The organism is Amycolatopsis anabasis (assembly GCF_009765355.1).
Lineage (GTDB): Bacteria > Actinomycetota > Actinomycetes > Mycobacteriales > Pseudonocardiaceae > Amycolatopsis > Amycolatopsis anabasis.
On the sequence record NZ_VTHK01000024.1, the window covers coordinates 1 to 24,225 of the forward strand.

The following is a 24,225-nucleotide window of genomic DNA, read 5'->3' on the forward strand; positions in this document are numbered from 1 at the left end:
GAAATGGAAGTCCGCTCCCTCACCGGAGCCGGAGCCGAAAAAGCCACCACCCACTGACCGAGCCCTGGCTCACACGCGTCCCACGGCCGGACATGCGACGATGAAGGGGTGGTGAACCCCGCAGAACTCCCCACGGCGTCGGTCCGCGACCTGCCGCAGGACGCCGCCCTGACCCTGCTCGACGTCCGCGAGGACGACGAGTGGGCGGCCGGGCACGCGCCCGGCGCGGTGCACATCCCGCTCGGTGAGCTGCCCGCCCGGGTCGACGAACTGGCCGAACTGCCCGACGACCAGCCGATCTACGTGGTGTGCCGCACCGGCGGCCGGTCCGCCCGCGCCGCCGCGTGGCTGAACGCGAGCGGCTGGGACGCGGTCAACGTGGCCGGTGGCATGAAGTCCTGGCTCACCGAGGGGCGGCCCGTCGTCGGTGACCGGCCGGGCGCCGATCCGGAGATCCTCTAGCCGCATGCACCCGGGCCACTACCAGGCGCCGAGGCCGCCCGCGCCGGGACCGCGGGTGGCCGGGCCGCCGCGTGCCCGGCACCGGGTGCGCTGGGTGGCGAGCATTCCACCGGGGGTGAACCCGCCGCGCCGGGCGATCCCGGTCGAGCGCTACCTCGGGCCGCCGTCCTACCCGGTTCCGCCGCGCTGGGGTTTTCCGAACCTGACCTGGCGGTTCCCGACCGCGGTACCGGGCACCGCGTCCGACGAGCCGCGCGCGGTGCAACGCGTGCGGCTGCTCGCCCGCAACGCGGTCGCCGTGCTGTGGGTGCTGACCGCGCTCGCGGTGATCTCCGGGGGCGCGGAGGTCTGGCGGTACGCGCTGCTGGTGCGGAGCCGCACCTCGGCCCTGGACACCGACGTGGTCGGCGTCTCCGACGCGCTGGTGATCACCGCGTCGCTGCTGACCTGCGCGTTCGCGTTGATCGCGACGGCATCCGCGCTGTGGTGGCTGTTCGTCGCCCGGGCGGCGGCCGCCGACGAGGCGGGTCAGGTTCCGGCCCGGTCGAGCCGGCAGGTGCTGGTCGGCGTGCTGGTGCCCGGGCTCAACCTGGTGCTGAGCGGTTCGATCCTCGCCGAGCTGGAACACACGGTGCTGCGCCGCCCCGCCGACCGGCGGCCGCGGCCGTCCCGGCTGGTGCGCTGGTGGTGGGCGGCCTGGGTGGCCAACTGGGTGCTGCTGGTGGTGGCGATCTGGTGGCTGTTCCGCGACGGCACGCAGGCCCTGGCCGACGGCGTGGTGCTGCACGCGCTGACCGACTTCGCCGCGGCCGGGCTGGCCGCCGCGAGCGCGCTGGTGGTGCGGCGGCTGACCGAACTGCTCGCCCCGGTCGACCAGCAGCGGCTGCGGTCCTGGCGGGTCCTCAAGGTCACCGGCGCCCCGGACCCGGCCCTCCGCCCGGCCCGCCCCGCGGGGTCAGCCCGCTGAGCCGACCGGCAGGGTGCGCAGGCCGCGGATGACGAACTCGGGCCGCCGCTCCGGCGCGCCCGCCGCGGACAACCCGGGCAGCCGATCGGCCAGCGCGCCGAGCGCCGCCGCGACCTCGATCCGGGCCAGCGGCGCGCCGACGCAGTAGTGGATCCCGGCGCCGAACCCGAGGTGCTGGTTCGGCGCGCGCCCGATGTCGAGGGTGTCCGGTTCGGCGAACACCGCGGGATCCCGGGCCGCGGCGCCGAGCAGCGCGCCGATCTTCGTGCCCGCCGCGACCCGGTACCCGGCGATGTCCACGTCGGCGGTGGCCGTGCGTTCGAACAACTGCAGCGGCGAGTCGTACCGGATGAGCTCCTCGACGGCCGGTTCCAGCAACGCGCGGTCGCCGACCAGCCGCCGCCACTGCGCGGGCTGGCCGAGCAGCGCGTGCACCCCGTTGCCGAGCACGTTGACCGTCGCCTCGTGCCCGGCCATCAGCAGCAGCACCCCGGTGGCCACCACCTCGTCCGGCCCGAGCCCGGCGTCGGCGAGATCGGCGAGCAACCCCTCGCGCGTGTTCGCGGCCAGTTCCCGCAGGTAACCGGCGAACTCGGCGGCCGCTTGCTCGGCCGCGAGCTGCCCCTCCAGCGGGAGGCCGTACTCGTACATCTTGACGATCGCGTTCGACCAGGGGACCAGCGATGCCCGATCCGCCTCCGGCACCTCCAGCAGTTCCGCGATCACCGCCACCGGCAGCGGCTGCGCCAGGTGCTCGAGCAGATCCGCCGACCCGTCCGCGTCGATCCGCCCGGCCAGCTCGTCCACCAGGTCCCGGGCCAGTTCCGCCACCCGCGGCCGCAACCGCTCGACATGACCCCGCGCGAACGCCCCCGCGATCGACCGCCGCAGCCGGGTGTGCTCCGGAGGTTCGTTCTCCAGCAACGAGTTCCGGTGCAGCAGGTTGAACGAGGTGAACCGCTCGGCCGGGCTCGCGTCGGTCCAGATCCGCCCGAGGTCCCGGTGCCGCAACACCGCCGAAGCCGCCGCGTGCGACACGGCGACCGCCAGCCCCAGCCCCTCGTGCCAGTGCACCTCCCCGGTGGCCCGCAGCCGGGCGAACGCGGGATACGGATCGGCGAGGAACTCCGGATCACCAGGATCGAACACACCGCGAGCCTAGCCGCCCGGGGCACGCGAACACCGGCCGCGAATCCCGCCGCGGTGTTCGGTAGCGTCTGCGGCCGAGTACGACTGAGGAGGCCGACGTGGGCAAGGGTGCGCGGAAGAAGGGTCCCAAGAAGGACAAGGCGCCGAAGGTGCGCGACGTCTTCGTGGCCCAGCCGTTCGAAGGTCTGGCCGCGGAGCCCGAGCTGATCGCCCTGCGCGAGTTCGTGCCGTCCGCGACCGCGCAACTGTCCCTTGTGGACAGTCCGGAGAAGACGGTCACGCTGGGCACCGTGCTGCCGATGGCGGCGGCCGCGTTCGTGCGGACCGACGGGGAGGTGTTCGTCGGCATGCAGGTGCAGACGCGCTCCTCGGACATCAGCCGGGACCTCGGCCGATCGGTGTGCTGGGCGCTCGAGGCCAAACCCGGTGACGTGCTGTCCGCGCCGGACACCACCAGCCCGCCCGCCGAGGGGGAGCGGCTGCAGGACCTCCTGGTCGCCGGCGCCGAACTCGACGTGACCCTGCACGCCGACTTCTCCTGGTGGCTGCCCGAGGACACCGAGGCCAGCGGCGACGTGGCGATGTCCCTGGAACGCGCCAACGCGGCGATCATGCCGACCGAACGCCTCGGGCAGGGCGCCTACTGGGTCGACGCCGGGGAGAAGGCGCATCTGCGCTGGGTCCGCCGCGAACCGGAGAACCTGCTGCTCCAGGCGCTGGCCCGGTTGTCGGCCGCCGGTGAACTCGGGCTCGGCGAGGGGTCCCGCTACGCCGGGTCCTTCCGCGCGCACGGTCTGCTGGTGCCGGTCTGGGACCTCGACCCGGAGGCGCACGCGCGCGAATGGGAGGACCCCGCCAAGGAACTCGGCGCCCGGCTGGAGACCGCCCTCGCCTCGCTCGACTCCGAACCGCTGACCGCCGCCGAACGACGGTCCCGCGACGGCCTGATCGGCCGCCAGCTCACCCTGCGCTGACGCATGATCCTGCACATCTGCGCGGCCGCGGACTGGGCGGCGGTGCCCGCCGGCGGGGAGTACCGGGCGCCCTCGCTGGACGAGGCCGGGTTCATCCACTGCTCCGATCCGGGGACCGCGCACCTGCCCGCGAACGCGCTCTACGCCGGGCGCACCAACCTGGTCCTGCTGTGCGTCGACCCGGACCGCCTCATGGCCCCGCTGCGCTGGGAACCCGGGGTGCCCCCGCACCCCGCCGGGATCTGGTTCCCGCACGTGTACGGCCCGATCGCGCACGCCGCGGTCACCGCCGTGCACGCCTTCCCGCCCGGCCCCGACGGCGCCTTCACGCTCCCGGACGCCATCGCGAATCGGTAACCGCGGGCAACTGACCCCACCCCGAGGCGTCCTCCGAACGAGTTATCGGCGGGGGACAACCTGGGGGGCTGTTGATGCGTTCTGCACAGGGCGGTGCTGTGTCGTCGGGGAAGGGAGGCGTTACGGTGACCACAGTCGTGCCAGTCATTCCGGGGGGAGAGGACTGGATGGTCACTGCACGCCGAGGGAGGGAACAGGCGGTGCCCGGCGAACTCACGGACTTCGGTGAGTTCGTGGAGGCCAGCCTGCCGGGCCTGCTCCGCTACGGGCACGCCCTGACCGGCAACCCGCACGACGCCGCCGACCTGGTCCAGACCGTGCTGGAGAAGATCGGCTCGCGCTGGACCCACGTGCAGCGCAAGACCGGCGACCCGCTCGCCTACATCCGGCGGTCGATGGCGAACGCGCACATCAGCCGCTGGCGGCGGGTGCGCAAGGAGAACCTGGTCGCGGAGATCCCGGAGTCGCAGCCGGTCACGCCGCCGGACCCGTTCGAACACGAGCCGTTGTGGCAGGCGTTACGCGATCTGCCGCCGAGGCAACGAGCCGTGATCGTGCTGCGTTACTACGAAGGATTGTCCGAAGCCGAGATCGCGGAGGCCCTGGGCGTCAGCCAGGGCACCGTCAAGAGCCAGGCGAGCAAGGCCATCGCCTCGCTTCGGGTCAAGATGACCCCGGCTGTCGAGGAAGCCGGAGGGAGGGATGGGCTTGAGTTCCAGTGACGACGAGCTCGATGCCGAGCTGCGCAGGCTGTTCGACGACGAGCGGCTCGGCGTCCTGCCGCGTGCGGGCGCCGGGGACGCCATCGTCGCCGGCGCGCAGCGCCTCCGGCGGCGCCGGGCGATGCTGACCACGGCCGGTGGCGTGGCCACCGCGGTCGTCCTGGTCGCGGGCGGGGTGGTGTTCCACCAGCTGCGCGGCGGGGAGCCCGCGCTGCAACAGGCCGCCGACGCGAGCTCCACCACCGCCTCGGCCCCGTCGATCGCCGCGCCGCCGCCGTCGATCGTCGGCACCAGCCTGCCGCCGAGCGCGGCCAACAGCGGGAGCATCCCCCCGATGAACCCGGCCCCCGGTTCGTCGGGGACGAGCCAGCCGTCCCCGCCGACCTCGTCGCAGCGGGCCAACGGGGTGCCGCCGGTGCTCACCGGCCCGCAGCTCGGCCCGGACGGCTACGGCAAGCTGAAGCTGGCGATGACCGCCGACGAGGTCACCGCGCAGGGCATCACGTTGCGCGGCGACAGCTCCGGGGGCGAATGCCAGTCGTACAGCTTCAGCGGGGGGCCGGTGCCGAGCACCGGGCAGGTCGTCGTTTCGGCCAGCCTCGGCGTCGTCAGCATCATCCCGTCGGTCGCCGCGCACACCCCGGAGCGGATCGGCAAGGGCTCGTCCAAGGCCGATGTGTTTCAGGTCTATCCCGGGGCGAGCGAGGCCTCGGGCGCCGGGCTCACCGCTCCGGCGGGCTCGATCGGCAGCTATTACTTCGGCCTCGACGCGGGCCAGAAGGTCAGTTCCGTCGCGCTGCGGCAAGTCAACCAGGACTGCGTGGGATAACCCCGCAATACGCGAAGAACCCGGGCTGCTCCAGGGGGAGAGCCCGGGTTCTTCGGTCGCGCGAGTATTTACAGCGCGCCACCGGCGACCGGCGGCATCGTCGGGTCGTCCCCGCCGTCGCCGACCGTTTCGCGGTGCAGGAACTGCTCGACGTCGAACATGTTCCCCTTGGCGCGCTTGACCACGTTGAGCAGGGTGGACATCTGGGAAATCTCTTCCACCTGTTCCTTCAGGAACCACTGCATGAACTGCTCGGCCTGGTAGTCGTCCTCGGCGCGGGCGGCCTTGGCGAGCGTCTTGATGTCCGACGCGACCTCCTTCTCCTGCTCGAGCGCGAGCTCGACCAGCTGGGCCGGATCGGAGAAATCGTTGCGCACCTCGCCGGTGCCCGGGATTTCCACGTGGTGATCGGTGTCCATCAGGTACTGGACCAGGGCGAGCGCGTGGTTGCGCTCCTCGATCGACTGCTTGTAGAAGTGCTTCGCCAACTGAGGGAGGTCCTCGTTGTCGAACCACACCGCCAGCGCGATGTACTGCTGCGACGCGTTGAACTCGTTGTGCACCTGCGCCTGCAGCAGCTCGTAGAACTTCGAGCGGGGTTCTGATTTCTTCGTGACCATAAGCTAAAAGATACGCGTAATCGGGTGCATTTTTCTACTTCCGACCTGGTGATCTGTCACCTATTTGTGTAGCATTTCCTTGGCTAGGTAATGCTTATTTCGATGAGGCTTACCTAAGAATCGGAAAGGGATTAGGCAAGCCTTTCTTTGGTTCCCGTTTCTTTGTTAGGCAAGCCTTGCCAATTGGTGTCAGACCGAATCGCGCACGATCGGGCAGGACATGCAGCGCGGCCCGCCCCGGCCGGACCCGAGTTCCGAGCCCGCGATCGGCAGCACCTCGATCCCCGCCTCCTCGAGCCGGGCGTTCGTCTCCACGTTGCGCTCGTAGCCGACGACCACCCCGGGCGCGAGCGCCAGGGTGTTGTTGCCGTCGTCCCACTGCTCGCGTTCGGCGGTGACCGGATCCAGCCCGGTGTCGATCACCCGCAGCCGCTCGATGCCCATCGCCTCGGCCGCCGCGGCGAGGAAGGGCGCGGGCCCGTCCACCCGCACCGAGCCGTCGCCGTCGGGCCGCATCGTGTACGCGACCAGCGAATCCCGGGCCAGCGGGTACATCACCACCGCGTCCGAGCCGACCATGGTGCACACGGTGTCCAGGTGCATGGTGGCGCGGGTCTGCTCGATCGGCACGGCCAGCACGGTGTGCGCGATGTCGTCGGCGAACACCGAACGCGCCAGGGATTCCGCCCCGGCGGCGGTGGTCCGCTCGCCGACGCCGACCGCCAGCACCCCGGGCGCCAGCAGCATCACGTCACCGCCCTCGATCGGCGCCGAATGCGCGCCGTACGCGCGGGCGGCCTGCCGGAACCGCGGGTGGTAGGCGTAGATCAGGTCCAGCAGCGCGGTCTCCCGCCGCCGCGCGGGCATGGTGAGCGAGGAGATCGCCACCCGGTCCGCGATCCAGGCCGAGGAGTCCCGGGTGAACAGCAGGTTCGGCAGCGGATCGACGGCGAAATCGTGCGGGTGGTTCATCTTGCGCACCAGCGAGGCGCCCTCGGCGGCGGGCAGTTCCTCGAACGTCATCCCGGACATCAGCACCTCGGCGAGCCCGCCCGCGGCCACCCCGGACAGGTGGGACCGCAGCGAATCGGCGAGGTCCGTGCCGAGCCGCCGGTCGTCGACCGCCGCGTGCACCCCGGCCGCGTGCGCCCGCGGATCCTCCAGCGCGGTGCGCAGGACGTCGGCGAGCAGCAGCACCTCGACCCCGCGGCCGCGCAGGACCTCGGCGAACGCGTCGTGCTCCTCCTGCGCCCGGCCGACCCACGGGATCGAGTCGAAGAGCAGCTGGTCGTTGTTGCGCGGGGTGAGCCGCTTCAGCTCGGCGCCGGGGCGGTGCAGCAGCACCGCGCGCAGCGGTCCGACCTCGCTGTCCACCCTCGGGGTGGCGGATTCACTGATCACGGTGGTCGAGCGTAATGACTCGGTAAGCCCGTGGGTGCCCCCGAAATGAGTCGGCGTGGCGTTGGATCGGATGAGAACTCCGAACGGGCGGGAACGAACGAAAGGAACGGGCGATGCGCGGTCTGTTGCGCCGGAGGTGGGTGCAAGCGGTACTGGCGGTCGCGGCGGTGGTGGCCGTGGCGGCGCTGGTGCTGTTCGAACCGTGGCGGGCGTTCACCCGCAGCGCGGTCGACGAGGCCCTGCCCGCCGCGGCTCCGGCGGCGCCGAGCAGCAGCGCGAGCGTGGGCACGAGTGCGCCGCCCGCGGCTCCCCGGGAACTGGCGGGCGGGGCGTTCGTCAGCCAGGAACACGAAACCCGGGGCCGGGCGCGGGTGCTCGAACTCGGCGACGGATCGCGGGTGCTGCGGCTGGAGGACTTCGCCACCTCGGACGGTCCGGACGTGCACGTCTGGCTCACCGATCAGGCGGCGGGCGGTGGCTGGGGAACCTACGACGACGGCCGCGCGGTGAAACTCGGCAAGATCAAGGCCACCGACGGCAACCAGAACTACGCGATCCCGCCGGACGCGTCGCTGCCCGGCCTGCGCAGCGTGGTCATCTGGTGCGACCGGTTCAACGTGGCGTTCGGCTCCGCGGCGTTGACGCTGTGACCGGTCACGGCAGCCAGGCGACCCGGCCGCGGAGCAGGGCGTAGCCGACGAAGGCGACGACGTCGAGCAGGGTGTGCGCGACGATCAGCGGCCACAGCCGGGTGGTGCGCTGCCAGACGCGGCCGAACACCAGGCCCATCACCAGGTTCCCGACGAACCCGCCGAGCCCCTGGTACAGGTGGTAGGAACCGCGCAGCACGGCGGCCGCGAACAGCGACGCGTTCTCGCGGAAGCCGAGCTGCCGCAGCCGGGTGATCAGGTAGCCGACGACGAGGACCTCCTCGGCGAAGGCGTTGCCGAACGCGGACAGCGTCAGGCTGATCGGCCGCCACCAGGTGTCGTCCAAAGTGGACGGTTGGACGGCGAGGTTGAACCCGAGTTTCCAGCCGATGAAGTACAGTGCCAGCCCGGGGATGCCGATCAGCGCGGTCAGCCCGAGGCCCCAGCGCAGGTCCCGGCCGGGCCGGGTGCGGTCCAGGCCGATCGCCGCCAGGCGCATCCCGCCGCTGTAGAGCAGGTAGGCGCCGAGCGCGCCCCAGCCGACCAGCTGCACCGCGCCGAGCAGCTGCTTGAGCAGATCGATCAGATCGGCGGCGGCCTGCGGGACGTTGATCGCCACCTGCTGCTGGTTCAGCGGTTCGGGGCGCAGCAGCGAATCGATCAGGGACAGCAGGCTGCGCGCGCCGGACAGGCCGAGCGTGATCGCGAAGACGATGACCAGTTCGATCGTGATCCGGCGGCGCCGCGCCGGATCGCCGAGCATCTCGGGCGTGTCCGGGCGCGGCGGGTTCAGCCAGGTACGCGCGGGGGTGGGCACGTGCGCACGTTACCTTCGCGACCATGCCACGCAGCATCGCCACCAACGACCGGGTCGGCCGGTCCGAGCTCGTCGAGTTCCTCCGGCCCCGCCACCACGCGATCCTGATGGCCACCCGCGCGGACGGCGCCCCGCAGCTGTCCCCGGTGACCAGCGGGGTGGACGCCGAGGGCCGGATCGTGATCGCGACCTACCCCCGGCGCGCGAAGGTGCGCAACCTCCGCCGGGACGGCCGGGCGTCGGTCTGCGTGCTGTCGGACGAGTGGAACGGGCCCTGGGTCCAGGTGGACGGGTCGGCCGAGGTCCTCGACCTGCCCGGTGCCCTGGAGCCCCTGGTCGAGTACTTCCGCGCGATCTCCGGCGAGCACCCGGACTGGGACGAGTACCGCCAGGCCATGCGCGACCAGGGGAAGTGCCTGATCCGGGTGACGATCGAGCGCTGGGGCCCGATCGCCACCGGCGGGTTCCCACCCGAACTCGCCTAGGCGGTTTCGGCGAAGAACGGGCAGCCGACCAGTTTGCGCAGCTCCACGGCGAGCTGCGGCGGGTTCGCCACCGAGCGGGAGAACGCGAGCCGCACGTCGTGGTCGCCGCCGTCGGCCTCGACGCGGAGCCGGAGGCCGCAGCGGTCCAGCCCGAGCGGGCGAATGCGGCCCTCGCGCAGCTGCGGCGGGAGGTGCCGGGCGAGCCGCTCGACCACGTCCGCGTGGTCGGTTTCCAGGTGCCGCAGCCATTCGGCCTCGTAGTCGTGGAACGGGTCCGGGGTCGCCGCGCTGAACATGTGCGGCCGCAGCGAATGCGTGCCCTCGGCATCGGCGAGCACCAGGGAGGCGGGGGTCAGCCGCAGCACGGTCACCCCGTGGCCGACGTCCAGCAGCCGCGGATCGGGGCGGGCCTCGGCGATCGACACCGCCCGCGCCCGCGCGGATACCTCGTTGAGCGGGCGCAGCCAGCCGGTGATCCACAGCAGCCCGCGGATCGGTTCGCGCAACGCGACCGGCGCCTGATCGGTCAGCTCGAACATCACCGCCAGTTCGCCCCGGCCGGTATCCCGCGCCGAAGCGGCCAGCGGGTGCTCGTCCGGGAGCAGCACGCTCACGCTGCCGCTGGGGTGCACGTGGTGCAGCACCGGCACGACGCGTTCGGCCTCCCCGCGTGTGCGTTCGACGGCGGGCATCAACGTCGCGGGACCGCTCCGGGTGGCGATCGTCTTCGCGCGTTCGGCCGGGTTCGGCGCGGGCGGGCGGCGGGTGGATGTCTCGGTCACGGCTCACCTCCTAGTTAGGTGAGCCTAACCTGCCTTCGCGGGGGTTGGGAAGGATCGTCTCGGCGGCGTGGCAGCATCCCGCTCGCCCATGTCGTTTCCCGTGGTTAGCTGGGAGGCATGACGGCCTGGGGACAGCTTCTTCCGTTCGGTGGGGTGGTACTGCTCGGCGCGATGTCGCCCGGGCCGGATTTCGCCGTGGTGCTGCGGCATTCCGCGCTGTCCGGGCGGCAGGCCGGGATGGCCACCGCGCTCGGCATCACCGCCGGGATCTTCGTCTGGTCGGTGGTCGCCGCGTTCGGGCTGGCCGGACTGCTCGCCGCCTCGGCCACCGCGTTCCTGGTGGTGAAACTGGTCGGCGCCGCCTACCTGATCTTCCTCGGCGTCAGGGCGTTGCTGGCCGCCCGCCGGGGCGAGGCGCACGACCTCGCCCCGCTCGCCACCGAAACCGGCGCGTCGCGGGCGTTCCGCGAAGGGTTGCTGTGCAACGTGCTCAACCCCAAATGCGCGGTGTTCTTCGTGGCGCTGCTGCCGCAGTTCCTCCCGGCGGCCCCGACCGCCGGCGACACCGTGCTGATCTCCGCGGTGCCCGTGCTGTGCACCGCGCTGTGGTTCCTGTTCGTCGCGAACGTCGTGGGCGCGATGCGCCGGATCCTCAGCGTGCGCCGGGTCCGCCGGGCGATCGACGCCGCCACCGGCACGCTGCTGGTGGCCCTCGGCGTGCGGCTCGCGTGGGAGACCCGGCCCTGACTCAGCTGCCCGGGCCCCGGCCGGACCAGGTCCACGCGTACCCCGGGTCCTCCGCGGCGTCCGCGGCCTCGCCGAGGTCCAGCGGCGCGAAGGTGTCCACCATGACCGCGGTCTCGTCGAAGAACTCCGCGCCGATCGACGCCTCGGCCGCGCCCGGCTGCGGGCCGTGCGTGAAACCGGAGGGGTGCAGCGAGAGCGAGCCGATGCCGATACCGGAACCCTTGCGCGCCTCGTAGTTCCCGCGCACGTAGAACATCAGCTCGTCCGAGTCGACGTTGGCGTGGTTGTAGGGCACCGGGATGGAGTCCGGGTGGTAGTCGACCTTGCGCGGGCAGAACGAGCAGACCACGAAGTTCGGGCCCTCGAACGTCTGGTGTACCGGCGGCGGCTGGTGCACGCGCCCGGTGATCGGTTCGAAGTCGTCGATGTTGAACGCCCATGGGTACAGGCAGCCGTCCCAGCCGACCACGTCGAACGGGTGGTGGGCGTAGGTGTAGCGGGTCAGCCCGGCGCGGTGGCGCACCAGGACCTCGACGTCCTCGCCCTCGGCGAGCAGCGGTTCGGTCGGCCCGCGCTGGTCGCGTTCGCAGTACGGCGAGTGCTCCAGGAACTGGCCCTTGTCCGACAGGTACCGCTTCGGCGGCCCGATGTGCCCGCGCGCCTCCAGGATGTACAAGCGCATCTCGCCGTTCGGGACCACCCGGTACGTGCACGAGGTCGGGATGACCACGTAGTCGCCGTCGCCGACCTCGAGCGCGCCGTACACCGTCTCGACCATGCCGGTGCCGCCCTGCACGTAGAGCAGCTCGTCCCCGGCCGCGTTGCGGTACAGCGGGCTCGGCGTGGTGGCGACCGCGAACCCGATGGTCACGTCGGCGTTGCCGAACAGCCGCCGCCGGTCGGTCACCGCGTCCGCGTCGGGTGGGAACTTGAGGTCCTGGGTGCGGAAGTGCCGCGGTTTGAGCGGGTGGTTCGGCTGCAGCGGCCCGCGCTCGTCCGGCACGGCGACCGCGTCGACGATCGCCGTCGGGAGGTTGCGGTGGTAGAGCAGCGCGGAGTCCGCGGAGAAGCCCTCGACGCCCATCAGCTCCTCGGCGTAGAGACTGCCCTGCGGCGAGCGGAACTGGGTGTGCCGCTTGTGCGGGATCTCGCCTACCTGGCGGTAGTACGGCATTCGACCCTCCCTGCGATCGCGATTCCGGTGTCCGTTTAGCGGACAAGTTTGTCCTCATGTCGTACGCTACTAGCGTGTCAGTCGTGTCAAGCGCTGTGGAACTCACTCCCCCCGGCCCCCGAGGAATTCCTCCCCTGTTCGCGCGGCTCGTCGACGACTCGGCGCTCTTCCCGCCCGGCGACGCGACGATGCCCGAAGCGCTGCGGGCGCACTTCGAAACCCGGGGCGGTGACCACTCCGGTGTGCTGGGGGTCTTCCTCTGCCAGGCTTCGCGATTGCCGGAGCTGATCACCGAGTTGATCAAGATGAAGCCGAAGGAGCCGCTGCCGCTGTCACTGATCATCGACACCGGCCTCGGCGGGGTCCCGAAGGCCATCTCGATCGTCGAATCGCGCGACGAACTGCTCGCGCTGCGGATGGTGGAGATGCCCGCGCCCTCGGACGTGGACGAGGTGTGGCTGGAACGGGTCTCCGAGTTCGTGCCCGAGGACGTGGTGCGGGTCGTGGAGCCGCGCCGCGGGGTCGGCTGGCTCGACGGTGTGCGCAAGGTGATCGAGCACGGGAGCTGGCCGAAGATCCGCTGCGGCGGGCTGTCCAGCGAGAACTTCCCGAGCGTGGACGAGGTGGCCGATTTCCTGGCCGTGGTGAGCGGGTTCTCCGGGGCTTCCTTCAAGGCGACGAACAGCCTGCACCGCGCGGTCCGGCACACCGATCCGGAGTCCGGCTTCACCCACCACGGTTTCCTGAACCTGCTGGTGGCGGTCGCGCGCTGCCTGTCCGGGCGGGACGTGCGCGAGGCCCTGGAGTCGACCGACGGCGAGGCGCTCGCCCAGGAGGCGCGGGAACTGGGCGAACCGGCCGCGAAGGCGGTCCGGTCGTTGTTCGCGTCCTACGCGGTGGCCACGTTCTCCGAGCCGGTGAAGGATCTTGAGGAGCTGCGCCTCCTGTGACGAGCCGCGAAGGTTCGCTGACCCTGGACCGGGGCCTGGCCCTGTTGCAGGCGGTGGCCGACGCCGGGGGTGAGGCCGCGACGATCTCCGAGCTCGCGGCGAAGATCGGGGCCAGCCGCGCGGCGGTGTACCGGCTGCTGGTGCCGCTGTCCGAACGCGGGCTGGTGTGGCGCGACGGCAGCAAGGTCCGGCTCGGCGTCGGGGTGCTCCGGCTGGCCGGTCAGGTGCTGCCGCAGCTGCGCCAGGCGGCGCATCCGGTGCTGCGCGAGCTGGCGGAGCAGGTCGGGGCGACCGCGCACCTGTCGGTGGCGGAGGGCGATCACGCGCAGGCGGTCGCCGTGGTCGAGCCGTCCTGGACGAACTTCCACGTGGCCTACCGGGTCGGCACCCGGCATCCGCTTTCGCAAGGGGCGGCGGGCAAGGCGATGACCCTGCGCCAGGGCGGCCGGACCTGGGTGTCGACGCGGGGGGAACTGCAGGCGGGCGCGTCCGGGGTCGCCGCGCCGGTGCGCGGGGTGCCGGGACTGCGCGCGAGCGTCGGGGTGGTTTCGCTGGATCCGCTGAACCCGGAGGAGATCGGGCCGCGGGTGGTGGCCGCGGCCACCGCGCTCACCGAGGTGCTGCGCTGAGCAGTGGGCGCACCATGGACAGCAGGAGCGCCAGGTCGATGGCGAACAGCGCGCGTTCGAACAACCCGAGCGACACCTCCACCGGATGCGGTGCGGTGGCGAGGACCCAGCAGAAGCCGGTGAGCACCACGGCGAGCCCGGCGAGGCTGGCGACCGCGAGCACCCGGATCACCGTGCGCCGCGGCTGCCAGGGGCAGCGGGGGTTGGACTTGCGGGTGAGCAGCCACGCCGCGGCGGGCAGCGCGAGGAAGGCGGCGAGCGCCGAGTAGTTGTGCAGGTCGCCGCTCACCGAACGGGCGGCGCCGGGCGGGTCGACCGGGAACAGGGCGCACATCAGCAGGCCCGCCGACCACAGGCCGAGCAGGGCGAGCACCGGCAGCGAACCGCGCCGGGCCTTGGCGATCCCGGCGAGCAGCGCCACCGAACCGAGGGCGAGCGCCAGGCACATCGCGCCGAACAGCGGCGCCGCCGACTCGGCGGGGGCGAGGTGCCCGTAGACGTACTCGCTCAGCGTTTGCGTGATCGGGCTGATCTGGTCCGCGAGGCGCAGGTGCAGATCGGCGGAGATGGCCACGGCGACGACCATTCCGGCGATCGCGAGTCTGCCGTGGGCGGCGGCGGCCGGGCCGGGGCGCACGACGGTCGGCAAGGCGTTCAGCGCGAGCTCCTCTGCGGTTCCCCCGGACAGCGGATGAGGGCAAGGCAACCTCGGCGTCACCGCTGGTTCGCCTTGCCCTCATCTGGACGTCAGCCAGGATTGCCGATTACGCCCCGATAACGCAAACCGCCTTCACCCGGGCTTGACCTGCGGCTGATCGACTAGGCCAGCGCGCCCCAGAGCGCGAACAGGGTGAACCCGGCGAACACGAAACCGGCCACGCGCTGGATGATCTTCGGCCGGATCCGGCTGCGCACCTTCTGGCCGATGATCACCGCGATGCCCGCGACGCCGACCAGCGCGGTGAGGGCGCCGAGGCCGACGGCGAGCGGTTGCCCGTACCGCGCGGTCAGGCCCGCGGTGGCGAGCTGGGACGCGTCGCCCCATTCGGCGGCGAAAAGCACGCCGAACGAGGTCAGCGCCGAGCGCAGGAAAGACACCGGGGCCGGCCCGATCCGGGACGCGTCCTCGCCGCCGTCCGCGTCCGGGGAAAATCCCTCGCGCAGCAACATGAACGCGCCGATGCCGAACATCGCCGCGACCACCAGGGAAACCAGCGTCTCCGGCAACATGGTGAGCACGCTGCCGAACGCGACCGCGATCACGCATTGCACGACGAAGGCCGCGCACACCCCGGCGAAAACCGGCCAGCCGCGAAATCTGGTGGTCAGGACCAGGGTCGCGACCAGCGTCTTGTCCGGCAGTTCGACGGCCAGAATCAGCCCGAACGAGGCCGCGAACGCCCACAGCGCGGAAGACATCGGAATTTCTCCACCCCTTTCACCGCAACGGTAAAGGTGGCTATCGGAAAAGCCAAGGAGATGGGAAATGCGAATCGAGGGTTTTGGCCGAGGAGCGCATCAATTCGTGCGACGGCGTATATTTGTTTTCGGCGCGCCGAATTCCGATTTCCGGCGAGGCCCGCCGCGTGGTGTCAGCGGTCCGAGTTCAGGAACTCCTTGAGCTTCGCGCCGCCGGTGCGGTCCAGCCAGGTGCGGAAGTCCATCAGGTCCGGGTGCAGTTCCCGCAGCGCGGGAATGTCCGGCCGGGGCAACTCGGCCGAGTTCAGCAGTTCGTAACCGCGGGCGAACCGCTCGTTGTGCCGTCGGAGCACCTCGAGCGAGAGCCGGGAGTACTCGACGGTGTGCCCGGTGGCCGCGGAGATCGCCGCGGCGACCTCCGGCGGGGTGATCTCGTCGCCGGCCAGTTCCAGCGTGCGCCCGCGGTAGGCCTCGGGCCGTTCGAAGGCGAGCGCGGCGAAGGCGGCGATGTCGTCCAGGGCGATGTGCGTCTGGCGCACCTCGGGTCCGGCCGCGGTGGTGAGGCCGCCGCGGCTCAGCCCGAACAGCGGGTTCAGGTAGTTCTCCATGAAGGAGGCCGGGCGCAGGACGGTCGCGGAGATCCCGGCCCCGGCGAGGTACTGCTCGACGGCCCATTTCTCCTGCTGGAGCCCGAGCGCCGCGGTGCGGTCGGCGCCCGCGCCCGAGCTGTATACGAGGTGTGTGACTCCGTGCGCCAGGGCTGCGTCCACGACGTTCTTCCCGGCGAGAAACTCGTCCTGACCAGGCGTGAGCGGGCCGGGATGCACGCTGAACACTCCGTATGCGCCTTGTATACAAGGCTCGACCGAGGCGCGGTCTTCCAGGTTTCCGGCCACCACTTCGGCTCCCGCGTCGGTCAGGGCGCGGGCCTTCGCCGACGCGGGATCCCGGGTGAGCGCGCGCACCCGCCAGCCGTCGGCGAGCAGGCGTGCGGCGACCGCGCCGCCCTGCTGTCCGGTGGCGCCGGTGACCACGACGAGCTTGTCCATGTTGGTTACTCCTTATGGTGCTAAACGGAATGGTGGACCCGTTTAGGAACATACGGAACGCTCGCCCCGGTTGTCAAAGGTGTGATCAAGTCGCTCGTGCGGGCCGTTCAGGTCGCTCCGGGGGTGGTCGATACGGATCTTGGGATTCTTGGGACCAAGGTCCCGGCAAGATCAGGACCCCGGGACCTGATGGCCGGCGGCGCGGAGGAGAAGGGTGGACGGCGTGGAGGTCCTGGAGCTAGCGCGGTGGCAATTCGGAATCACCACCGTCTATCACTTCCTGATGGTCCCGCTGACCATCGGGCTTTCGGTGCTGGTGGCGGGGATGCAGACCGCCTGGGTGCGAACCGGCGACCAGCGCTACTACAAGATGACCAAGTTCTGGGGAAAGCTGCTCCTGGTCAACTTCGCGATGGGCGTGGTGACCGGGATCGTGCAGGAGTTCCAGTTCGGGATGAACTGGAACGCGTACTCGCGGTTCGTCGGGGACGTGTTCGGGGCGCCGCTGGCGATGGAGGGCCTGGTCGCGTTCTTCGTCGAGTCCACGTTCCTCGGCCTGTGGATCTTCGGCTGGGACCGGCTGCCGAAGAAGGTGCACCTGGCGTGCGCGTGGGCGTTCTCGCTGGCGACCGTCGCGTCGGCGTACTTCATCCTGGCCGCGAACTCGTGGATGCAGCACCCGGTCGGCGTGGAGCTGGTGGACGGGCGGCCCCGGATGATCTCGATCTGGGCGGTGCTCACGAACAACACCGCGCTGGCCGCGATCCCGCACACGATCGCCGGCGCGTTCTCGGTGGCCGCCGCGTTCCTGGTGGGGATCGCCGCGTGGCACCTGTGGCGCAAGCGGAAGGAAGCCGACGAGCACCGCGCGGTGTGGCGGTCCTCGCTGCGGCTGGGCGCGTGGACCGGGGTGGTGGCGTTCGCGGTACTGGCGATCACCGGTGACATGCAGGGCAAGCTGATGTTCGAGCAGCAGCCGATGAAGATGGCGTCGGCGGAGGCGTTGTGCCACACCGAGAAACCGGCGAGCTTCTCGATCATCGCGATCGGCGACGTGTCCGGGAAGAACTGCGAGGACGTGAAGACGTTCAACGTGCCCGCGCTGCTGTCCTTCTTGGCGCACAACGATTTCTCCACCGAGGTGAAGGGCGTGGAGCAGCTGATCGGCGAGTACCAGGCGAAGTACGGCACGCACTACCCGGACTATCCCGAACTGGGCGAGCTCGCCGGAAAGCCGATCGACTACCAGCCGATCCTGCCGGTGACCTACTGGGGATTCCGGATCATGATCGGGTTCGGCGCGCTGTCGGCGGGCGCCGGAGTGCTCGCGCTGTGGCTCACCCGGCGGGGGCGGATCCCGGACACGAAGTGGTTCCCGCGGATGGCGCTGCTCGGCATCGCGACGCCGTTCATCGCCAACAGCGCGGGCTGGATCTTCACCGAGATGGGGCGGCAGCCGTTCGTGGTCGCGCCGAATCCGTCCGGTGTGGACGGTGTCTGGATGTTCACCGCGCGGGCGGTGTCGAACCTGACGACCGGCGAGGTGTGGACGTCGCTGATCGCGCTGACCACGCTGTACGCGGCGCTCGGGGTGGTGGAGGTGTTCCTGTTGCGCAAGTACGTGCGCGGCGGTGTGGACGCGGTGCTCCCGCCGAAACCCGAGCCGGACGACGACTCCGACCGCGATTCCGGCGACACCCTGGCCTTCGCCTACTAGGAGCGCGACATGACCACCAAGACCAACCCGATCGCCCGCCGCGGCGATGACACCCCCGCCTACCTCACCCCACCCCCCACCGCTCCCGGGGGGCGACCCCTCGGTCAGCGTACCGCCGGGGGAGGCGGAATCCGGGGGGTGCGGGAAATCTGTGGACAGGCGGGGCCGATGTGGACAACTCGCCGGTCTCCGAGCAAGCGGGTCGCCGGGAGTCGGGGGTTTGTGCTATGAGCCTGGAAACCGTCTGGTTCTGCGTCGTCGCGTTGTTCTGGCTGGGTTACCTGTTTCTCGAGGGCTTCGATTTCGGGGTCGGCATGCTGCTGCCGATCCTCGGGCGGGACGACACCGAGCGCCGGGTCCTGGTCAACACGATCGGCCCGGTCTGGGACGGCAACGAGGTGTGGCTGATCGTCGCGGGCGGCGCGATGTTCGCCGCGTTCCCCGGCTGGTACGCCTCGCTGTTCTCCGGCGCGTACCTGCCGTTGCTGCTGGTGCTGCTCGCGCTGATCGGCCGCGGTGTCGCGTTCGAGTACCGCGGCAAGGTCGATTCGGTGCGCTGGCGCCGCACCTGGGACCGGGTGATCGTGATCGGCTCGTGGATCCCGCCGCTCGGCGTCGGGCTGGTCCTGGCGACCACCGTCCTCGGCCTGCCCCTCGACGCCGCGGGCAACCGCGTCGGCGGCCCGTTCGAGGCGGTCCGCTGGGAAACGCTGCTCGGTGCGGTCGCGGTCGCCGGGTTCTCGTTCGTGCACGGCGCCGCGTTCCTCGCGCTCAAGACCGAAGGCGAACTCTCCACGCGCGCCAAGGGCATCGCGGCCCGCGCGCTGCCGGTCGCGTTGTTGCCGCTGTTCGCCCTGCTGGTGCTCGTGCAGTGGCGCGAAGGCGTCGGCTGGACGCTGGTGCCGCTGTTCGCCGCCGTCGTCGCCGCGGTGACCGCCTGGACCCGCCTGGCCCGGGGCCGGGACGGGCAGGCGTTCGCCGCGCTCGGCGTCGTGATCGCCGGAGCCGCGATCACCCTGTTCGGCGCACTCTACCCGGACGTCCTTCCATCCACAGTGGACGCCGCGAATTCGCTCACGGTCGACGGCGTGGCGTCCAGCCCGTACACCCTGAAGGTGATGACCTGGGTCGCGCTGTTCGGCGCCCCGGCCGTGCTGATCTACCAGGGCTGGACCTACTGGGTGTTCCGCAAGCGCATCGGCACGCACCACATCCCGCCGGTGCACGCACCATGATCGGCTTTCCCGGGCGCGCGCCCCTTTCCGCCAAGGTGTCCACAGTGGACCCCGCGCGGCCGGGAAAGGGTCCGCTCGGCGCGCTGCCAAGCCTGTCGGCTTCGGCGCGCCGGGCGCTGGCCCTGGTCGGTGTGCTGGCCTTGCTCAACGCGGCGGCCCTGGTGGCGCAGGCCTTCCTGCTGGCGTCCGTACTGGCCTCGATCGTCGGAGACCACGCTGACGGGGGCCGCGCCGCCCAGCTGATCGCCCTGCTCGGTGTCGTCGCCGGGCGGGCGCTGATCGGCTGGGCGGTGCGGATGGTCGCCGCCCGCGCGGCGGCCGGGGCGAAGGAGGAACTGCGCGCGGCGGCGGTCGACCGGGCGTTGCGGCTCGGCCCGGAGTGGATCGCCGCCCGCGGCACCGGCGAGCTGACCGCGCTGACCACCCGCGGACTCGACGCGCTCGACGCGTACTTCACCGACTACCTGCCCGCCCTGGTCACCGCGGCGGTCGTGCCGCTCGGCGCGGGCGCGGCGATCCTGTTCGCCGACTGGCCGTCCGCGGTGATCATCGCGCTCACCGTCCCGCTGCTGCCGATGTTCGCGATCCTGGTCGGCAAGTACACCGCGGACCGGGTGGCCACCGCGACCGACGCCGTGCACCGCCTGTCCGGCCACCTGCTCGAACTGGTGCGCGCGCTGCCCGTGCTGGCCGCGTTCCGGCGGGCCGAGGCCCAGGCGGAAGCGGTGCGCCGGGTGTCCGACCGGCACCGCCGCGCCACGGTGTCCACGTTGCGCGTCGCGTTCTCCTCGGCGTTCGTGCTGGAACTCGTCGCCACCCTGTCCGTCGCCCTGGTGGCCGTGGTGATCGGCATGCGCCTGGTGTCCGGGGACCTTCCGCTGGCGATCGGGCTCGGCGTGCTCATCCTCGCCCCCGAGTGCTACCAGCCGCTGCGCGCGGTCGGGGCCGCGTTCCACGCGAGCGAGGACGGGGTCGAGGCGGTCCGCCGGGTGGCCGCGGTGCTCGCCGAACCCCTCGCCCCCGAAGGCGCGAAAACGCCCGCCTGCGGCGAGGTCCGGGTCGAGGGCCTGCGGGTCGCGCGGCGCGGCGGGTTCGCGCCCGATGGCGAGTCCTTCGCCGTGCGGCCCGGCGAAACGGTCTGGCTGCGCACCCCGAGCGGCGCCGGGAAATCGACCACCCTGGCCACCCTGCTCGGTTTCGTACGCCCGGCCGCGGGCACGGTCACGATCGGCGGCATCCCGCTCGAGGACGTCGACCTGCCGAACTGGCGCCGCCAGGTCGCCTGGGTCCCGCAGGCGCCCGCGTTCACCGGCGCCGCGGTCCGCACCGAACTGGAACTCGCCCTGGCCGACCGCCCGGAAGGACCCGAGCCCGGCGAAGTCGACGCGGTACTCGCGAGCCTGGACCTCGCCGATCTGGCGGCCGAACGGGTGACGGTGTTGTCGCCAGGGCAACGCCAGCGCGTCGCGATCGCCCGCGCACTGCTGCGGGCGCGGCACGGCGCGTGGCTGCTGCTGCTCGACGAACCCACCGCGCACCTCGACGCCGCGAACGCGGAACGCGTGCTCACGGCCGTGCGGGACGCCGAACGCGCGGGCGCCGCGGTGGTCATCGCCGCCCACGACCGTCCCGCCCTCGACGTTCCCCCGAAAGAGGCAGGTGTTGCCGACCTCGAAACACCGGAAGCACGCGCACTGCCGGGTCGCCGCGGGGCGCGCCTGCGCGGACTGGCCGATCGCCGGTTGCTCGCCGGGGCCGCCCTCGGCGCGTGCGCGCTGCTCGCCGGGATCGCGCTGACCGCGACCTCCGGCTGGCTGATCGCGAAGGCCTCGCAGCAACCGCCGATCCTGACGCTGACCGTCGCCGTGGTCGGAGTGCGCGCGTTCGGACTGGGCCGCGCCGCGCTGCGCTACGCCGAACGGCTGGTCACCCACGATGCCGCGTTCCGCGTCGCCACCCGCCTGCGCGTCGACCTCTGGCGGTCCCTGGTCCGCCTCGGCCCGGCCCGCACCCTCGCGCTGCGCCGGGGCGAAGGCCAGCGCCGCCTGGTCGCCGACACCGACACCGTTCGCGACCTGCTGCCCCGGGTGGTGACCCCGCCGATGATCGCCGCGCTCGCCCTGACCGGCGCGATCGCGGTGCAGGCGCTGATCCTGCCCGCCGCGGGCCTCGCGCTCCTGTTCGCCGTGGTGGTCGGCGTGCTCGCCGCCCCGGCTCTCGCCCTGCGCGTGGAACGCCGGGCGACCGCCGCCCTCGCCGAGGGCCGCCGGGACGTGAGCGCCCGGATCCTCGAGCTTTTCGAATCAGCGGCGGAACTCCTGGCCTTCGGCGGCCACCGCGACCGGCGCGCCGAACTCGCGGCGGCCGACGCCCGCCTGGCCGCCGCGGCCCGGCGGCAGGCCCTCGGCGCGGGCGCGGCCGACGCGCTGATCACGCTGGCCACCGGCCTCGCCGCGGTCGCGAGCACCTGGCTCGCCGCGAACGCCGTCGCCGACGGCCGCCTGGATCCCGTGCTGGCCCCGGTGCTCGCCCTGGTACCGCTCGCGCTCGCCGAGGCCCTCGCCCTGCTGCCCCCGGCCGCCCAGCACTGGGACCCCCTGCGTACCTCCGCCGCCCGCCTCGCCGATCTTTCGGGGGTCGTGAGTGTTCCGGCCGGTTCTAACCGGCCGGAACACTCACGACCCGTCAGCATGCGAGGAGCCGATTTCCGGTGGCCAGGCGCTCCCAAACCGACCCTCACCGGAGTCGACCTGGACATCCCCGAGGGCGCCTGGGTCGCCGTGATCGGGGAGTCCGGGGCCGGGAAGTCGACGCTGCTCGCCGCCCTGCTCGGGTTCCTCCCGCCCGAACGCGGCGAAGCGACCGTGCCCGAACGGGTCGCGTGGTCGCCGCAGGAGCCGCGGCTCGTGTCCACCACGGTCGCCGAGAACCTCCGCCTCGCCGATCCGCGAGCCGGGGACGACCGCCTCGCCGAGGCGCTGCGCCTGGCCTGCCTGCCGGAACTCGCACCGGACGTCGTGCTCGGCAGCGCGGGCGCGGGCCTGTCCGGCGGGCAGGCGCAGCGGCTGGCCCTGGCCCGGGCGCTGGTCGCCGCACCGCACGCGGACCTCGTGCTGCTCGACGAACCGACCGCGCACCTGGACGAGAGCACGGCACGGGAACTCCGGGCGAACCTGCGCGTCGCGCTCGCCGGGCGCACGGTCGTGCGGGTCACGCACAGCCCGGAAGAGGCCGCGGACGCCGATCTGGTGCTCCAGGTCGGGGACGGGCGGGTCCGCGCGCACCAGCGGGACGGGGTCCTACGCTGAATGCTGCTCATGGAACCGACCCTTGCCGCGCGGGCGCTGTCCGCCGCCACCGAGATCACCACCGCCGCGCTGTCCGGAGACGACCCGGGCGCGGTGCTGGGTTTCGTCGTGCAACGCGCCGCCGAACTCGCCGAGGCCGACCTGGGCCTGGTGATGGTGCGCGCCGACGACGGCCACGTGTCCGTGGAGGCCGCGCACGGGGACCCGGACAGCGGGTTGCTCGGGCTGGTGCTGCCCGCCGATTCGGCCGCCGGACGGGTCGCGCGCGGCGGGGAGACCGTGGTGACCGCCGACGTCACCACCGACCCGCGCACCGCGCCGTACGTACCGGACGAACTGCGCCGCTACGGCCCGTTCGCCGCCGCGCCCTTCGGTTCGGGCGGGCGGGTCCTCGGCGCGCTCACCGTGTACCGGGAGCAGGCCCGGGAGCCGTTCGCCGACGTGTCCGTCGACGTGCTCACCGCGTTCGCCGCGCAGGCCGGGGTGGTGCTCGCGCTCGCCGAAGGCGCCAACGCCCGGCACCGGGTCACCCTGTACCAGGAGCGCGAACGCATCGCCCGCGAACTGCACGACGTCATCGTGCAGCGGTTGTACGCCGCCGGAATGCAGCTCGAGCGGGTGCGCAAGCGGATGCGGAAACGGTTCGCGCAGGCCGACGGCGCCCGGCTCGGCGAGGCGATCGACCAGCTCGACCAGACCATCGAGGAGATCCGGGGAACCGTGCGCGCCCTGCGTTCCCCGGAACCGGAAAGCGAACCCGCGCCCGCCACCGATCTCGCCGAATCCGCCCGCGGCGAGGTCCGCATCGCCGGCGAACTCCTCGGCTACCCGCCCACCCTGGAACTTTCCGGCGAATTCGCCGACATCCCCGCCGAACGCGCCGACCACATCCGCGCCGCCCTCCGGGAAGCACTGTCCAATGTGGTCAGACACTCGGGAGCCAGCGAAACCCGGGTCACCCTGTCCCGCGACGCCGAAGGGGTGCACCTGCGCGTGCGCGACAACGGATCCGGTGTGCCGCAAGGGGTTGCCACCCGGGGCCTGCGCCACCTCGCCGAACGCGCCGAATCCGCGGGCGGCGAGTTCGCGGTGAACTCCTCGCCCAGCATGGGCACCATGGTCGCCTTCGACCTGCCGCTCTAGTCGCCGCGCTGCCCGCCGCGGCGGGCGACCCAGGCGGCGGCCTGGGTGCGGCGTTGCATGCCCAGCTTCGCCAGCACCGAGGTCACGTAGTTCTTCACGGTCTTCTCCGCCAGGAAGAGGCGCTCGGCGATTTCCCGGTTCGACAGCCCCTGCCCGATCAGATCGAGCACGCTGCGTTCCCGCTCGGTCAGCGCGCCCAGCTCGTCCTCCGGCGGATTGCGCAGCTTGTCCAGCACGCGCGCGGTGGTCACCGGATCCAGCAACGACCGGCCCGCCGCCACCTCGCGCACCGCGTTCACCACGTCCTGCCCGCGCACCTGCTTCAGCAGATACCCCGAGGCCCCCGCCATGATCGCGCCGACCATCGCCTCCTCGTCGTCGAAGGCGGTCAGCACCAGGCACTGCGGCGGCTCGGGTTTCGCCCGCAACTCGCGGCAGAGGTGCACCCCGTCCCCGTCGCCGAGCCGCACGTCCACCACCGCGACATCCGGCTCGACGTGCATCGCCACCGCCAGCGCCTCGTCCACGCTGCTCGCCTCGGCGACCACCTCGATATCCGGCTCGTCGGACAGCAACTCCCGCAGCCCGCGCCGCACCACCTCGTGATCGTCGACAAGCAGCACCTGGATCGGCATACCC

At 72.0% G+C, this 24,225-nt stretch carries 25 protein-coding genes; 15 read left to right on the top strand and 10 right to left on the bottom strand.

The window, feature by feature from the left end; genetic code table 11:
• The first annotated feature begins 108 nt into the window (after positions 1-108).
• Entirely contained in the window at positions 109-462 is a 354-nt protein-coding gene (locus tag FXO23_RS28045; RefSeq protein WP_158888465.1) for a rhodanese-like domain-containing protein, read from the top strand.
• Positions 463-466: 4 nt separating this feature from the next.
• Positions 467-1,429: a DUF4328 domain-containing protein gene (locus FXO23_RS28050; protein WP_158888466.1), complete on the top strand. Its 963-nt coding sequence runs from the start codon at positions 467-469 to the stop codon at positions 1,427-1,429.
• On the opposite strand, the gene FXO23_RS28055 is transcribed toward FXO23_RS28050, so the two are convergent.
• Positions 1,418-2,578 carry a cytochrome P450 gene (locus FXO23_RS28055; RefSeq protein ID WP_158888467.1) on the bottom strand — a complete coding sequence of 387 codons (1,161 nt, stop codon included), beginning with the start codon at positions 2,576-2,578 and terminating at the stop codon, positions 1,418-1,420. The two genes, FXO23_RS28050 and FXO23_RS28055, sit on opposite strands and share 12 nt — an antisense overlap.
• A 98-nt stretch (positions 2,579-2,676) precedes the next feature.
• Here FXO23_RS28055 and FXO23_RS28060 point away from each other — a divergent pair, with 98 nt between their 5' ends.
• From FXO23_RS28060 to FXO23_RS28075, 4 genes are all read left to right on the top strand, one after another.
• Complete coding sequence (locus tag FXO23_RS28060; protein ID WP_158888468.1) at positions 2,677-3,552, top strand: DUF5926 family protein; 876 nt, start codon at positions 2,677-2,679, stop codon at positions 3,550-3,552.
• A gap of 3 nt (positions 3,553-3,555) precedes the next feature.
• On the top strand, positions 3,556-3,909 hold the full coding sequence (locus FXO23_RS28065) for a DUF952 domain-containing protein (protein ID WP_158888469.1): 354 nt from the start codon (positions 3,556-3,558) through the stop codon (positions 3,907-3,909).
• A 200-nt stretch (positions 3,910-4,109) separates the two neighbouring features.
• The gene (locus tag FXO23_RS28070; RefSeq protein WP_158888470.1) at positions 4,110-4,631 is read left to right on the top strand and encodes a SigE family RNA polymerase sigma factor; all 522 of its coding nucleotides are present in this window, start codon (positions 4,110-4,112) and stop codon (positions 4,629-4,631) included.
• Positions 4,618-5,460 carry a hypothetical protein gene (locus FXO23_RS28075; protein WP_158888471.1) on the top strand — a complete coding sequence of 281 codons (843 nt, stop codon included), beginning with the start codon at positions 4,618-4,620 and terminating at the stop codon, positions 5,458-5,460. The genes FXO23_RS28070 and FXO23_RS28075 overlap by 14 nt, the downstream gene beginning before the upstream one ends.
• 68 nt (positions 5,461-5,528) lie before the next feature.
• Here FXO23_RS28075 and FXO23_RS28080 read toward each other — a convergent pair whose 3' ends face one another.
• Positions 5,529-6,080 carry a ferritin gene (locus FXO23_RS28080; protein ID WP_158888472.1) on the bottom strand — a complete coding sequence of 184 codons (552 nt, stop codon included), beginning with the start codon at positions 6,078-6,080 and terminating at the stop codon, positions 5,529-5,531.
• Positions 6,081-6,269: 189 nt separating this feature from the next.
• Complete coding sequence (locus tag FXO23_RS28085; RefSeq protein ID WP_179956900.1) at positions 6,270-7,454, bottom strand: arginine deiminase; 1,185 nt, start codon at positions 7,452-7,454, stop codon at positions 6,270-6,272.
• A gap of 140 nt (positions 7,455-7,594) precedes the next feature.
• Here FXO23_RS28085 and FXO23_RS28090 point away from each other — a divergent pair, with 140 nt between their 5' ends.
• A complete protein-coding gene (locus FXO23_RS28090; protein ID WP_179956896.1) occupies positions 7,595-8,131 on the top strand; it encodes a DM13 domain-containing protein in 537 nt (178 codons plus the stop codon).
• A gap of 4 nt (positions 8,132-8,135) precedes the next feature.
• On the opposite strand, the gene FXO23_RS28095 is transcribed toward FXO23_RS28090, so the two are convergent.
• Positions 8,136-8,894, bottom strand: a complete 759-nt coding sequence (locus FXO23_RS28095) for a CPBP family intramembrane glutamic endopeptidase (RefSeq protein WP_158888584.1) — start codon at positions 8,892-8,894, stop codon at positions 8,136-8,138.
• 77 nt (positions 8,895-8,971) lie between these two features.
• Here FXO23_RS28095 and FXO23_RS28100 point away from each other — a divergent pair, with 77 nt between their 5' ends.
• Entirely contained in the window at positions 8,972-9,433 is a 462-nt protein-coding gene (locus FXO23_RS28100; RefSeq protein ID WP_158888474.1) for a PPOX class F420-dependent oxidoreductase, read from the top strand.
• On the opposite strand, the gene FXO23_RS28105 is transcribed toward FXO23_RS28100, so the two are convergent.
• Complete coding sequence (locus FXO23_RS28105; protein ID WP_158888475.1) at positions 9,430-10,215, bottom strand: DUF2470 domain-containing protein; 786 nt, start codon at positions 10,213-10,215, stop codon at positions 9,430-9,432. The two genes, FXO23_RS28100 and FXO23_RS28105, sit on opposite strands and share 4 nt — an antisense overlap.
• A 117-nt stretch (positions 10,216-10,332) precedes the next feature.
• Between FXO23_RS28105 and FXO23_RS28110 the strand changes: the two genes are divergently transcribed.
• Positions 10,333-10,962, top strand: a complete 630-nt coding sequence (locus FXO23_RS28110) for a LysE family translocator (protein ID WP_158888476.1) — start codon at positions 10,333-10,335, stop codon at positions 10,960-10,962.
• Between the two features lies 1 nt (position 10,963).
• Here FXO23_RS28110 and FXO23_RS28115 read toward each other — a convergent pair whose 3' ends face one another.
• Positions 10,964-12,136: a homogentisate 1,2-dioxygenase gene (locus FXO23_RS28115; protein WP_158888477.1), complete on the bottom strand. Its 1,173-nt coding sequence runs from the start codon at positions 12,134-12,136 to the stop codon at positions 10,964-10,966.
• A 95-nt stretch (positions 12,137-12,231) separates the two neighbouring features.
• Here FXO23_RS28115 and FXO23_RS28120 point away from each other — a divergent pair, with 95 nt between their 5' ends.
• Together FXO23_RS28120 and FXO23_RS28125 are read left to right on the top strand one after the other, a co-directional pair.
• Positions 12,232-13,086 (top strand): hypothetical protein, encoded by an 855-nt coding sequence (locus FXO23_RS28120; RefSeq protein ID WP_281356617.1) that lies wholly within the window; start codon positions 12,232-12,234, stop codon positions 13,084-13,086.
• Complete coding sequence (locus FXO23_RS28125; RefSeq protein ID WP_158888478.1) at positions 13,083-13,715, top strand: IclR family transcriptional regulator; 633 nt, start codon at positions 13,083-13,085, stop codon at positions 13,713-13,715. Before FXO23_RS28120 ends, FXO23_RS28125 begins: the two co-directional genes overlap by 4 nt.
• Here the strand turns inward: FXO23_RS28125 and FXO23_RS28130 are convergent.
• The 3 genes from FXO23_RS28130 to FXO23_RS28140 form a co-directional block, all read right to left on the bottom strand.
• Positions 13,696-14,301: a DUF998 domain-containing protein gene (locus FXO23_RS28130; protein WP_158888586.1), complete on the bottom strand. Its 606-nt coding sequence runs from the start codon at positions 14,299-14,301 to the stop codon at positions 13,696-13,698. The two genes, FXO23_RS28125 and FXO23_RS28130, sit on opposite strands and share 20 nt — an antisense overlap.
• A 233-nt stretch (positions 14,302-14,534) precedes the next feature.
• Positions 14,535-15,134: a TMEM165/GDT1 family protein gene (locus tag FXO23_RS28135; RefSeq protein ID WP_158888479.1), complete on the bottom strand. Its 600-nt coding sequence runs from the start codon at positions 15,132-15,134 to the stop codon at positions 14,535-14,537.
• Between the two features lie 173 nt (positions 15,135-15,307).
• Positions 15,308-16,183: an NmrA/HSCARG family protein gene (locus FXO23_RS28140; RefSeq protein ID WP_158888480.1), complete on the bottom strand. Its 876-nt coding sequence runs from the start codon at positions 16,181-16,183 to the stop codon at positions 15,308-15,310.
• A 223-nt stretch (positions 16,184-16,406) separates the two neighbouring features.
• Here FXO23_RS28140 and FXO23_RS28145 point away from each other — a divergent pair, with 223 nt between their 5' ends.
• The 4 genes from FXO23_RS28145 to FXO23_RS28160 all read left to right on the top strand — a co-directional run bounded on the left by FXO23_RS28145 (position 16,407) and on the right by FXO23_RS28160 (position 23,586).
• Complete coding sequence (locus FXO23_RS28145) at positions 16,407-17,900, top strand: cytochrome ubiquinol oxidase subunit I (protein ID WP_158888587.1); 1,494 nt, start codon at positions 16,407-16,409, stop codon at positions 17,898-17,900.
• A gap of 227 nt (positions 17,901-18,127) precedes the next feature.
• Complete coding sequence (gene cydB / locus FXO23_RS28150; RefSeq protein ID WP_158888481.1) at positions 18,128-19,135, top strand: cytochrome d ubiquinol oxidase subunit II; 1,008 nt, start codon at positions 18,128-18,130, stop codon at positions 19,133-19,135.
• A complete protein-coding gene (gene cydD, locus FXO23_RS28155; RefSeq protein WP_158888482.1) occupies positions 19,132-22,443 on the top strand; it encodes a thiol reductant ABC exporter subunit CydD in 3,312 nt (1,103 codons plus the stop codon). The genes cydB and cydD overlap by 4 nt, the downstream gene beginning before the upstream one ends.
• 9 nt (positions 22,444-22,452) lie before the next feature.
• Positions 22,453-23,586, top strand: a complete 1,134-nt coding sequence (locus FXO23_RS28160) for a GAF domain-containing sensor histidine kinase (protein ID WP_158888483.1) — start codon at positions 22,453-22,455, stop codon at positions 23,584-23,586.
• On the opposite strand, the gene FXO23_RS28165 is transcribed toward FXO23_RS28160, so the two are convergent.
• The gene (locus tag FXO23_RS28165) at positions 23,583-24,221 is read right to left on the bottom strand and encodes a response regulator (protein ID WP_158888484.1); all 639 of its coding nucleotides are present in this window, start codon (positions 24,219-24,221) and stop codon (positions 23,583-23,585) included. The genes FXO23_RS28160 and FXO23_RS28165 overlap by 4 nt on opposite strands.
• Positions 24,222-24,225 lie beyond the last annotated feature (4 nt).

What these genes read in the sequence shown, in the direction of transcription:
- FXO23_RS28110 (WP_158888476.1), top strand. Translation starts at nt 10,333, where the DNA reads ATGACGGCCTGGGGACAGCTTCTTCCGTTCGGTGGGGTGGTACTGCTC.
- FXO23_RS28140 (WP_158888480.1), bottom strand. Translation starts at nt 16,183, where the DNA reads ATGGACAAGCTCGTCGTGGTCACCGGCGCCACCGGACAGCAGGGCGGC.
- FXO23_RS28090 (WP_179956896.1), top strand. Translation starts at nt 7,595, where the DNA reads ATGCGCGGTCTGTTGCGCCGGAGGTGGGTGCAAGCGGTACTGGCGGTC.
- FXO23_RS28095 (WP_158888584.1), bottom strand. Translation starts at nt 8,894, where the DNA reads ATGCTCGGCGATCCGGCGCGGCGCCGCCGGATCACGATCGAACTGGTC.
- FXO23_RS28050 (WP_158888466.1), top strand. Translation starts at nt 467, where the DNA reads ATGCACCCGGGCCACTACCAGGCGCCGAGGCCGCCCGCGCCGGGACCG.
- FXO23_RS28130 (WP_158888586.1), bottom strand. Translation starts at nt 14,301, where the DNA reads ATGGTCGTCGCCGTGGCCATCTCCGCCGATCTGCACCTGCGCCTCGCG.
- FXO23_RS28065 (WP_158888469.1), top strand. Translation starts at nt 3,556, where the DNA reads ATGATCCTGCACATCTGCGCGGCCGCGGACTGGGCGGCGGTGCCCGCC.
- FXO23_RS28160 (WP_158888483.1), top strand. Translation starts at nt 22,453, where the DNA reads ATGGAACCGACCCTTGCCGCGCGGGCGCTGTCCGCCGCCACCGAGATC.
- cydB (WP_158888481.1), top strand. Translation starts at nt 18,128, where the DNA reads ATGAGCCTGGAAACCGTCTGGTTCTGCGTCGTCGCGTTGTTCTGGCTG.
- FXO23_RS28100 (WP_158888474.1), top strand. Translation starts at nt 8,972, where the DNA reads ATGCCACGCAGCATCGCCACCAACGACCGGGTCGGCCGGTCCGAGCTC.
- cydD (WP_158888482.1), top strand. Translation starts at nt 19,132, where the DNA reads ATGATCGGCTTTCCCGGGCGCGCGCCCCTTTCCGCCAAGGTGTCCACA.
- FXO23_RS28080 (WP_158888472.1), bottom strand. Translation starts at nt 6,080, where the DNA reads ATGGTCACGAAGAAATCAGAACCCCGCTCGAAGTTCTACGAGCTGCTG.
- FXO23_RS28165 (WP_158888484.1), bottom strand. Translation starts at nt 24,221, where the DNA reads ATGCCGATCCAGGTGCTGCTTGTCGACGATCACGAGGTGGTGCGGCGC.
- FXO23_RS28115 (WP_158888477.1), bottom strand. Translation starts at nt 12,136, where the DNA reads ATGCCGTACTACCGCCAGGTAGGCGAGATCCCGCACAAGCGGCACACC.
- FXO23_RS28135 (WP_158888479.1), bottom strand. Translation starts at nt 15,134, where the DNA reads ATGTCTTCCGCGCTGTGGGCGTTCGCGGCCTCGTTCGGGCTGATTCTG.